The sequence below is a fragment of the Acinetobacter lactucae genome (assembly GCF_013344765.1).
Taxonomy (GTDB): domain Bacteria; phylum Pseudomonadota; class Gammaproteobacteria; order Pseudomonadales; family Moraxellaceae; genus Acinetobacter; species Acinetobacter lactucae_A.
On sequence record NZ_JABVBF010000158.1, the window covers coordinates 1 to 8,004 of the forward strand.

The 8,004-nt window shown below is 36.6% G+C and carries 7 protein-coding genes; 2 read left to right on the plus strand and 5 right to left on the minus strand.

Annotation, left to right across the window (positions count from 1 at the left end; all coding sequences use genetic code 11):
• The first annotated feature begins 17 nt into the window (after positions 1 to 17).
• A complete protein-coding gene (locus HUN22_RS13795; protein ID WP_217485587.1) occupies positions 18 to 1,235 on the plus strand; it encodes a tetratricopeptide repeat protein in 1,218 nt (405 codons plus the stop codon).
• A gap of 1 nt (position 1,236) precedes the next feature.
• Positions 1,237 to 2,379, plus strand: coding sequence for a non-hydrolyzing UDP-N-acetylglucosamine 2-epimerase (gene wecB, locus HUN22_RS13800; RefSeq protein ID WP_174730423.1), 1,143 nt, complete (start codon positions 1,237 to 1,239; stop codon positions 2,377 to 2,379).
• On the opposite strand, the gene HUN22_RS13805 is transcribed toward wecB, so the two are convergent.
• The 5 genes from HUN22_RS13805 to HUN22_RS13825 are packed head-to-tail and all read right to left on the minus strand — an operon-like array spanning position 2,364 to position 7,986.
• On the minus strand, positions 2,364 to 3,284 hold the full coding sequence (locus HUN22_RS13805) for a hypothetical protein (RefSeq protein ID WP_174730426.1): 921 nt from the start codon (positions 3,282 to 3,284) through the stop codon (positions 2,364 to 2,366). The genes wecB and HUN22_RS13805 overlap by 16 nt on opposite strands.
• Positions 3,262 to 5,106, minus strand: a complete 1,845-nt coding sequence (locus HUN22_RS13810; RefSeq protein WP_174730429.1) for a hypothetical protein — start codon at positions 5,104 to 5,106, stop codon at positions 3,262 to 3,264. Before HUN22_RS13810 ends, HUN22_RS13805 begins: the two co-directional genes overlap by 23 nt.
• A complete protein-coding gene (locus tag HUN22_RS13815; RefSeq protein ID WP_174730432.1) occupies positions 5,107 to 6,357 on the minus strand; it encodes a glycosyltransferase family 2 protein in 1,251 nt (416 codons plus the stop codon).
• On the minus strand, positions 6,344 to 7,240 hold the full coding sequence (locus HUN22_RS13820; RefSeq protein WP_174730435.1) for a hypothetical protein: 897 nt from the start codon (positions 7,238 to 7,240) through the stop codon (positions 6,344 to 6,346). The genes HUN22_RS13815 and HUN22_RS13820 overlap by 14 nt, the downstream gene beginning before the upstream one ends.
• Positions 7,240 to 7,986 carry a hypothetical protein gene (locus tag HUN22_RS13825; protein WP_174730438.1) on the minus strand — a complete coding sequence of 249 codons (747 nt, stop codon included), beginning with the start codon at positions 7,984 to 7,986 and terminating at the stop codon, positions 7,240 to 7,242. Before HUN22_RS13825 ends, HUN22_RS13820 begins: the two co-directional genes overlap by 1 nt.
• Positions 7,987 to 8,004: the final 18 nt, after the last annotated feature.

Here is an 8,004-nt window from a genome sequence, read left to right on the forward strand (position 1 = left end):
TTACTCTAGAGGTCTCAATGAATAACAAAACAATAAAATCTCTAACCCGTTCCTTCCTCGTTATTGGTTCGATCTGTCCAGCTTTAGGCCTCTTAAGCATGGAGACTACATTTGCCCAAGAGATTGTGAATCAAGAATATAAACCAGGTAATCCGATTTATGATAAATGGGACCAATTTTATAAAATTGAGAAGACTCAACCTGAAAATGCCGAGAAGTTATTATTAGAACTTGGAGAAATGACACCACAGGATATTAAGGTATGGAAAAGTTTAACTTATTTACAAATTAGGATGGGGAAACAAGAAGCAGCTTTGAAAAGTTTAAGAAAAGCAGAGGGATTAGATCCAGTAGATGATAATTTAAAACTACAAGAAGCCTATTTGCTTAATTCTCAAAAAAATAATAAAGAGGCTTTGGTAGTTTTTAAAGAGCTTACCCAATCTAAGGATACTGATATTGCCATTAAAGCGACAGAGGCTGTAAAGAATTTAAGTGGAGGAGAGGTCAAAACTTATTTCCGTGATGTGTATTTTGCGCCTTCATATGAGTCACGTTATGACGATGTAATTTTCCCACTTAAAGCCCGTTATGGTAAGAACCTCGATAATGGGCGAGCACAAGTGTATGGCTTTTTAAATTTAAACCGCGATACTCAATCTCAGGGCGGTGTACGACCTGAAATTATTGATGAAAATGCAGTAACTCTAGGTGTGGGCGCTAATTATCAGCCTTGGACTTCTATACCTGTGCGCATGTATTTAGAAGTGGGGGGAAGTTACGATCTAATTGATCGAAATAGAGATAAATTTCGTGAAAGTGTTGTCGGTGGGGTGACAGGTTATCAAGAGTGGTATTCTCAAAATAATTGTAATCATTCACTTTGTTTTAATGATTACTTCACTGATTTATATGGCAATGCAGCAACTTATTCTAGAGAGGATTATAACGTTATTGGTGACCTGCGATTACGTACAGGGCTAAATGTCTATAAAGGTGAAACAGGAACTGTACAAGCCTATTTAAAATTACATGGCTTAGCTGACACTAAAGACGAATATTACAATAATTTATTTGAATATGGCCCAGGTATTTCATGGCAGCCTTTTAATTATCAACCTATAAAATTACGTGTAGAACGACTGTATGGCAATTACTTTAAAGATACGCCAGTAAATACGAAAGATCATTACAACAATACCAGAGTAGAACTCGTTTTTTATAAGGATTTCTAGAATGAAGAAAATTTTTATATCCATTGTATTTGGAACCCGACCTGAATTAATCAAACTTGCTCCTGTTATTTTATTGGCAAAACAAGATCCTAGATTTCAAGTTGAAGTGATTTTTACTGGACAACACGACGAGTTGGTAAGAGATGCGATAGATTTCTTTGGGGTTGAAATTGACCACCGTCTGAAAATTATGAATGCTGGACAAAGTTTAAATCAGTTATTAATTCATGGTTTGAGTCAAATCGAGAATGTATACACTGATGGACAAAAAAGAGATGCAATTGTTATTCAGGGAGATACAACAACGGTTTTAGCCGCTGGCTTAGTCGCGTTTTCAATGAAAGTTCCTGTTGCGCATGTTGAAGCTGGTTTACGTTCTTATGATTTAGATCATCCTTTTCCAGAAGAAGGAAATCGTCAGTTGGTTTCACGTATTACCAAATGGCATTTTGCCCCAACAGAACAATCAAAAAGAAATTTACTCAATGAACAAATTCCACTAGAACTCATTACGGTTACAGGTAATACCGTTGTTGATGCAGTGTATTTAGGACGTAAATTAATTTCTGAAAAATCTGATTTGAAGAATCAGCTTGAACCTTATGGAATTCAATTAAAGCAGGATGACAAAGTTGTACTTATTACTGCTCATCGTCGTGAAAACTTTGGTAATGGAATTCAAAATATTTGCAATGCAGTTGAACACTTAACCCACGGCCATGCTGATTTACATTTTATTTGGCCTGTACATTTAAACCCAGCAGTACATGATGTCGTTCATGATAAGTTTAAAGACCATCCGCAAATCCATCTTGTTAAACCATTAGACTACCCAAGTCTATTGGCAGTCATAGACCGATCTAGTTTTATTTTGACTGATTCGGGTGGCTTGCAAGAAGAGAGTCCATCATTTAATAAGCCAGTGCTAATCTTGAGAGACACTACTGAACGACCAGAGGTTGTTGAAGTGGGGGCAGGCGTTTTGGTGGGGACAAATCAACAAAAAATTATTGAAGAAGCTGAAAAGTTACTCATCGACCAACAACACTACGAAAAAATGGCAAATGTAGAAAATCCATTTGGTGATGGGCAAGCTGCTCAACGTATTCTTGATCAAATTGCTAAATCTTATGAATTGGCATAATGGTAAGGTAAGGTTTTCTTCTCACTTATGGCTTTGTTAAGCTCACCATAAGTGAGACGGTACCATAAGCTCACAATGTTAACGCACCAGCGACTCATGTAATGAGGACCATCAAAAATATAAACAGTTTTGCCTTCGTATGCTTTTAGCTGAGAAATAATTTCCCAAGGATACGCGGCTCTAAATTGCCCATTCTTTTTTACCCTAAAAGCTTCTAACACTATAATTACTTTGTCTTTTCCAAGTTTATGTTCAAGTTGATCTAAAATATGTTTGGCCTGTCTAGGAGAACGGACACCAACACCGACACCATCTTGAAAAAAAACTCCAGTATGTTCCGGTAGCCAGCTTTTGACCCATAAATCATAATTTTCAGGTTCGCTTTCACCACTATAAATACTTACCCAGACCGGCGAAGGAAGTTTAGATAGTACATGACCTAAAGCACTTACTCTTAGCCAAGTTGGATCTGCCTCTACTGGAAAATAATAGCCTTTAAATGCTGTTTTTTGTTCTCTTATAATTTGGGCAGATTTTTCGCCTAACTCAATAACATTGGCTCGAGCTTTAGGTTCATTATATTCACCTGCTAAACCCAATATGAGATTTTTTGCCCATGGTTCTTGTTTAATTTTTTCTAAGTTAATTGCTTTTTCCCACTGCGGAAAATTTGATTCTTCCCACCATGATTTAGACTCAACAACAGACCATTGGGGAACAAATGTATTGACACCTAAATAGTGCCAATTCCCCTCTGGTGGAGTCGTGTTATTGTCTGGCTGCCAAAAAATTCCTTCAATATTAGGGGCTTGACCTTGATGTTTGAAAAGCCCCGCATAAGCTATGACACTACATATAATTAAAACAATAAAAGCAGCTATTTTAATTGGTATCTGTTTTCTCATTATTTCGTCTTAACCAGTACCACAAGAAGATAATTATTATCATAATTGCAGAGATAATCACAACTAGTAAGAAGAAAGAAGATTGTTGGACTAAAGGAGCTTTTTGATTTCCGACAATTAGTTTTTGTAAAACATAGATATTTCCATTTTCTGAGACCAACATTTTTGTCACGTTATTTGGAATTTTATGTTGGATCTTTTCCCAAAGATGCATGAAAGTTTGTGCGCCACCTTGTGAGTCGGTAATTACATCAAAACGCTTATTGTCATAACTCACAATAAAACCATTGGCTGCCGCAGGTGCATAAATAATATTTTGATGCATTAGCACTTGTTGTTGGTAGATTTCTTTATTTACTCTGACATTAATAGATTGAGGCGAGCTCGGGGAATAACGGACTAGGTTGAGGGGCATTGGTGCTTGTGTTAAAAGCATTTTTTTCGCAGTTTGACCTAAAACAATTGCGATATTTAACGCACCTGATTGATCATCGATTGCAATTGTCGGTGTTGTTGCTAAAGTCATTGAAATTGCTGCTACACCATTTTTGAGTTTATGGGGTAGCTTTACGGTAGATTTGGCTGTATCAATCCAAAGTGAACCGTGTGCATTGGGTAAACACTGAGAGTTAGCAATGACCGAATTTTCAAGCTTTAAGCTAAAGTTGGTCGTATTTGAAATAGCTTTTGCAAAAATATTGAACTGACGATTTACCGGATCGGAAGCAAGGTCGGCTGTTTTCATGCTCCCTGCTAGCCCACCATCAATCCAAGCAGTAATATTTGAACCTTGTAATAGACCACTTTGAATACGAAGTGCAATTTGTCCCTGCAAAATATCAGTTGGTTGCCATACCGCAGGGAAATCAAGAAATAAGTTTTTTTCAGCATGATTTAATCTGAAATCTTCAATGCCTAAATCAGCGAGTGTATCGATTTTTTTAAATTGAGCCCAAGTCGGATTGGATATGGTATTTGGAAAAAGTGCACTTCCTGTACTCAATTGTTGTACATAAGATGGATTAATTAATCCATTTATTGCACTCGTTAAATCTTGTGGAGAATGGTAAGTAATAGAAAGAGTAGGCACACCTTCTACAGGTTTCATGATTTGTACTAATGCTCCGCCTTTTAGTGGCGTAGGTGAGCGAGTAACTGCAATAATAAAGTTTGTTTCTGGATTTAAATTCGTTTGCCCTGAATCGACCCATTCAATAGGCGTTATTGATGTCCATGAACTTGCTAATCTAGCCAGCATGGAAGCTTCTATAATCTCTTTACGGTTATATTTTAAAATGCCAACAAATGGAGTAGGTCGTCTTGCTTGTGGGTTAAATAAAGCATCTGGTAAGTCTTTTAAACGATATTCATTACGAATAGGCGTAAAGTCGAGTTGGGAGTTACTTAAATAAGTTAAGTGATCAATATCTTCTGTACAGAATGTTTCTTTGGTTTGATTAAGAGTAGTCGGTTTCGCATATTGTTGAATAATAAAATCTAAACGATGAAAGCCACTCTGACTGGCTGGGATGTCAAATTTGAATTGCCCGTCGCCACTCAGCGTAGTGTTATAAATGAGTTTATCATCATATTTTACGAGTAAAGTTGTATTATTCTCAGTGGAATAATCACTTGAAAATTGGATACTTTGCCATTCGGCACCTTTACCAATATAGAAAAAATGAGGCTCTACCGTATATTTAGTTGAGGTACTAATATCGTCAAGTTTCCATGTGTATGAATGGGCAGAAATGGAGAGCATAAGACTGGTGCTGGCAAGGAGCACTTGAGCTGTTTTATAAAGATCAAAAGTCTTTTTCATTTATTTTTTCTCCTTGCTACGTTCCGTTTTGTACCATTGAAGGGAATTACCTTGTATTTTATTTTTAAGCATGTCATATGCGGCTTTAAATACAATAAAAAGAAAGATTTGTGAGTAAGTTACATAAGATAAAACAGAATAAAAGTAGAGTTCTGGTTTAACTTTTTCGAGTGAGAGGGTAAACCACATTTGTGCGACATATAAGCAAAATGAGAGGCCCCACAAGATTGTGAAGGGACCAGGAACTGAAATACCTGCAATATCCAGAAGTCCAAGGGTTAAAGTGATATGACTCCAGAATAAAGCGGGTACAAAAAGTATGTAGCACATAATGTTATTTAAAATTTCAATTCCGATAGGAAAAGGCGTCCTTAACGCTACGGGTAAATATTTACGTGTTACATAAAAATTACCTTGAGTCCAACGTGAGCGCTGTTTAATAAATACACTCAAAGAGGGTGGATCTTGTTGCCAACCAATTGCGTAAGGTACCCATTTAATTCGTTTTTGACCAATGAAAATCCTGAAGCTCATTTCGGTGTCATCGACTAATGACTTCTCATCAAAACCGCCCAGAGTTTCTAAGGCATCACGCCAAATAACATAGTTCGTACCCATCAAAGTCGATAGTTCAAAGCGTTGCCAACGACCACCTTGAAATATCCATTGGAAGAAAATGAACTCAATTGCGATAAATCGGGTCAAAATACTATCTTGCCAATTACGCGTTCTTACTTTTCCATTTACAGCCACTAACTTTTTATCGGCAAGGAGGGTTTGGGCTAGTAAGCGAACACAATCTGGTTCCGGTGTACTGTCTGCGTCATAGACAACAATCAATTCGCCTCTAGCATGGGGTAAACCATTATTAAGAGTTCTAGATTTACCTTTGCCTCCCATCCCTTTAGGAACATTGACAATCTTTATGCAAGGATAAATTTGTGCCAAATTTTCGGCAATTTCTAGTGTGTTGTCTTTAGAACCATCATTGATGAGCAATACTTCATAAGATTCGGCAGGATAGTCCTGTTGAGCGATTGCATGTAATGTATCTTCAATCACAACGCCTTCATTATAGGCAGGGATCAAAACACTCAAAACAGGCCATCTCTCTGGTATAGGAAGGTTTTGTAACTCTTTTTCTGCTGTCTTTGAATATTTCCAAGCTTGATAACTTAACCACGCCCAAAATGCTTGTGGAATCCAAATCCCTAAAAAGCCAAATAAGAAGAGAATATCAATGGGAGCCATTTGATTTAACCCTCCTGATAATAGAGGAGATGAGCAATACCAATAAAATCAATCCAATGACTAAGGATATCCATGAAATATAGCTACCAAATGTACCAAGAAGGTCCGGGTAGGTACTTGTGAGAATGAGATCGAGAGGAACTACAACGGTGCTCAAACTAATAAAAATATATCCAAGAAAACTAGTTTTTATATGCTCAGGTGTACTTATGTAATTAATTTTATTAAACTTCCATGATATTCCAAGTTGAGGATATCGAATATTTGTTGTTGGTAAATCAGCTGGAGGATTAATAATAATTTCGTAGCCAGACATGTGGTCGTTAAAATTTTTAGCAGAATAAAAAAAATGTTGTTTTTGTTTAATTTCTCTAGAGGGTAGAGGAAGTTGTGACGGATTAAATTGAATAATATAACTGCCAGCAGACTGCGAAATTAAATTTTCATCCCAACCTGTAGACACAAAAGCAGCCATTGGTCGTAATCCAATGGCGGTCGAAAATGTCGCTTTAGCTGCAAAATATTGGGGTTGCTCTGGTTTAAAAAGAACAATAGGAATAGCACCTTGGGTTACTGCTTCTTTTAATAAGAAATAGCGAGAAAAGCTAAAAACTTCATCCGGTAATATGATGCCGGGCTTTACACCTTTATGAATAAGCTGTTGGAAACTATCTGAACTAATTTGCTCAATTGTAAAGACAGGCCACCATGTGTCCTGTGATGGGAAAAACATGGAAAGGTCATTAATACTTTGAACTTTGGTTTTTTGGGATTCAGCTTTAATTTCACAATGATAGTATTGACGATAAAACTGCTGCAAAGTGCCATCGGGATATTGGCTAGATGCAATAATAATTCCACAAATATTAAGAAGATTAGACATTAAGTAATCTCCTCTTCAGGTGGTATCTGAATAATTTTGTATTCTACTTCAAGCCGCAAAGTCATAATTTCTTTTAGCTTTTTAATAAATTCAGGTTCTTCTTGCGTTTTTTGTTTACGAATAACAATACTGTATATCGTTTCTAGATCATCATCAGCAAACTGGAAAACTATTTCTTGTGGATGATGTTGGCTCAAAATTTTAATCATTTCATTTTGAGTTGTTTTCCATACATCCTCGCCTAACATTTCTTTAATTAGGCTTCGGTTGAGAATCCTAATTTCAAACACTTCATAGTCTTGTATATGATGATGATCAAGAAGTTTAAAGAAACTTCTTTGGAAATACTTTAGTGCACTAAGCGGGAAAATATCACGGCGATAGTTACGGTCATAACTTTGAATATCGCGGTATTTTTGGACATTAATTTCAATATTGTAGCGTACGGCACTAAGAAAAAGAGGAATCAGGGGGATGATAAAAAGTAAAAGTAGTTGACGTTCTATATGTGTTTGAGCACTTAAATCAAGTAAGAAATAAACTGCAACTCCTACGAAAGCAATTAAACCAACGATTAAAGATGCACCGACTTTTAAAAAAGCCCCAGAAATTAAAAGAATGAGAATAAATATCCAGCTTCCTCTAAAACTTACAGGCAGCCACTCATATGCCACCATCCCCATAAATAGATGAGCTGCGATAATCCATAAGACGAGTGTTCTTCCAGGGTTCTTTTGTTGTTGCATGTGGGTTATGGCTACCTT